The 2,556-nt window shown below is 49.6% G+C and carries 1 protein-coding gene and 1 pseudogene; both read left to right on the forward strand.

From position 1 onward, the window contains the following. Nucleotides 1–628, forward strand: a pseudogene (locus P8O70_07825) (IS5 family transposase). A gap of 14 nt (nt 629–642) precedes the next feature. After that, nucleotides 643–2,556: Ig-like domain-containing protein (locus P8O70_07830; protein ID MDG2196786.1), on the forward strand; the 1,914-nt coding region annotated here is incomplete at its 3' end.

Raw genomic sequence — 2,556 nt, forward strand, 5'->3', positions numbered from 1 at the left:
GTATCCCCTGGCGCGATCTGCCCGAACGCTTTGGCGACTTTCGGGTGATTCACACTCGTCACATGCGCTGGAGCAAGCGGGGTGTCTGGCAACAGGTCTTTGAAGTGCTGGCTACCGAGGCAGACAACGAGTATGCCCAGATCGACAGCACGATTGTTCGGGCCCATCAACACAGTGCTGGCGCAAAAAAAGTAATCGCACCCAAGAATGTATCGGTCGCTCCAGCGGAGGTCTGACGACCAAAATCCAGGCAACCTGTGATGCCCTCAGCAATCCAACGGGTTTTCATCTCAGTCCTGGTCAAGCCCATGACCTGCAGGGTGCGGACGTGTTGCTAGAAGCTCTTTTGGATCAGATCAAGGCCCTGTTAGCGGACAAAGCCTACGCAGCAAGAGCAAGGCTGCTGGATCGCTTGGAGCAGCACAAAGTAGAAGCAGTGATTCCAACGAAGTCTAAGCAAAAGGATCCCTGGGAGTTCGACCGAGACAAGTACCGCTGGCGACACCTGATTGAGAACTTCTTTGCCAAGCTGAAGCAATACCGGGGGATTGCCACTTGTTACGATCAGCGGGCCTGTGCCTTTCTAGGGGGTATCCACTGGATAGCGAAGGTCATTTGGCTAAATTGATGACAGGCCCTAGCATGAAAAATTATCTCAGAAGAAATCTATTTTTTGTGGTGCTGATCACATTGTTTCTGAATGGATGTGGAGGTGGCGGTGGCTCAACCAATGACAACAGCTCCACAACCTTACTAGCCTGCCAGTTTAACGGGGCCTCCATTGCCAGTGGTACAAGTGTCACTGCCTACCAGAGTTCTTCTGTACCCAATGGCAATAGTTGTGTCTCTGGGGTCCGTACCTGTTCAAACGGCAGTCTCAGTGGTTCCTACACTTTCTCTGGATGTACTGTTGCAGCAGAGACAACAGCTCCAACTGTCACGATTCTCCAACCGGATGATAATCAGTCTATCGTCGGCACTGCCGTTTACCAAATCAGCTTCAGTGAAGCCGTCAGTGGTCTCAGAGGCAACAACCTCGCTGCCGCTTGTGAGGGCAATGTCCAGTTGACTGCAGCACTCGGTGGAAACTGTTATCCCATTTTCATCTCCACCAATGACAACGTGGCTTGGACCGTCGACCCTGACGGAGAACTGAACACTGGCGATTACCGTTTCAGTGTTCTCCCTACTGGGATTATGGATCTAGCCAGTAATAATCTTGCTGTTGGAGACTCTGTAGAATTTCAGATCGAGGATGCTGCCTCCACCGTGGCCAATGAACTCTCTTCCGACCTGCAGGCTGTAGGTTTCAGTGAAGATCTCGCCGATTCTGTCAAAGTCGTAGTCCGCTCTGAAACATCTTCTGTCACCAACGATCTGCTGAATGTGATTCCTGCTGCCTTTGATGGCGCCTATAGTGCGATTATCAGTGGAGGCCTGAGTGAAACAGAAACGATAACCGCTCTGGATTTGGTGATTGAGTCTTTGCTCTCCAACATTGCCGGCCAGAACTCTTTGACCAGTTCGACAACCGCTCGCGTAGCTGCCCTGCCAGCCAATTTTTCTGCATTGTTGACAAACCTGACTACAAAAGTGGCTACTAAATCTGGTGAAAATTCCACAATCCTGCAGAGTCTTTCAGGGGCTCTGGTCCGTAATCTAGTAGTAGCAGGTGCTTCGGCAACTGAAATTGAGGCTTCTTATGTCAATCTAATTACCAGTACGACAACAACTGTAGTGATGAGTAACAACACTGACAAAGTTGCTCGAGACAGTTTGCTTACAGGGTTGGGCGAAGGCATATTAGCAGGTGCGAAACAAATTACTAGTGTTGTGGTGAGTATAGAAGCGATCTTGACGGTAACAACCGCAACCATTTCAGAAACTGTTGCGAAAATTGATACCTCCTATGATCCGGGTAAGATCACTGAAGCCGTGAGCGCTACTGTAGAAAGTGGACCCACACCAACACCGACAAGCTGCGAGCTTAATGGTCAAATGATCTCCAATGGTGAGCAATTGACAGCCTACGAAGCAGCTGTAGTTTCATTTGGCGATAGCTGTGTATCGGAGGTGCGTAGTTGTGCGAATGGAGAGCTGAGCGGAAGTTATAATTTTGAGAGTTGTACAGCAGCAGCAGCGGCTAGTTGTGAGTTGAACGGCCAGACAATTGATCATGGCGACTATGTGACGGTGTTCTCAAGTGCAACGGTACCGTTTGGATCGAGCTGTGTATCGGAGATTCGCAGTTGCACGAATGGGGATTTGAGTGGGAGTTATAGTTTTGAGAGTTGTACAGCAGCAGCAGGAGCTAGTTGTGAGTTGAACGGCCAAACCATCTTAGACGGTGCCAATGTAACGGTCTTCTCTACAGCAACGGTAACGTTTGGTGATAGTTGTTTATCTGAGGTTCGTAGTTGTCGTGACGGGACATTGAGTGGCAGCTACACTCATTTAAGCTGTACTGAAGATGAAGAACCAACTCTGCAAGAGACTCCCACACTGACTACTCTGGGAACCCAAACAACAGTTCGCACTCTCAGTGGTTTGAGTAGC

It is taken from the genome of SAR324 cluster bacterium (assembly GCA_029245725.1).
GTDB lineage: Bacteria > SAR324 > SAR324 > SAR324 > NAC60-12 > JCVI-SCAAA005.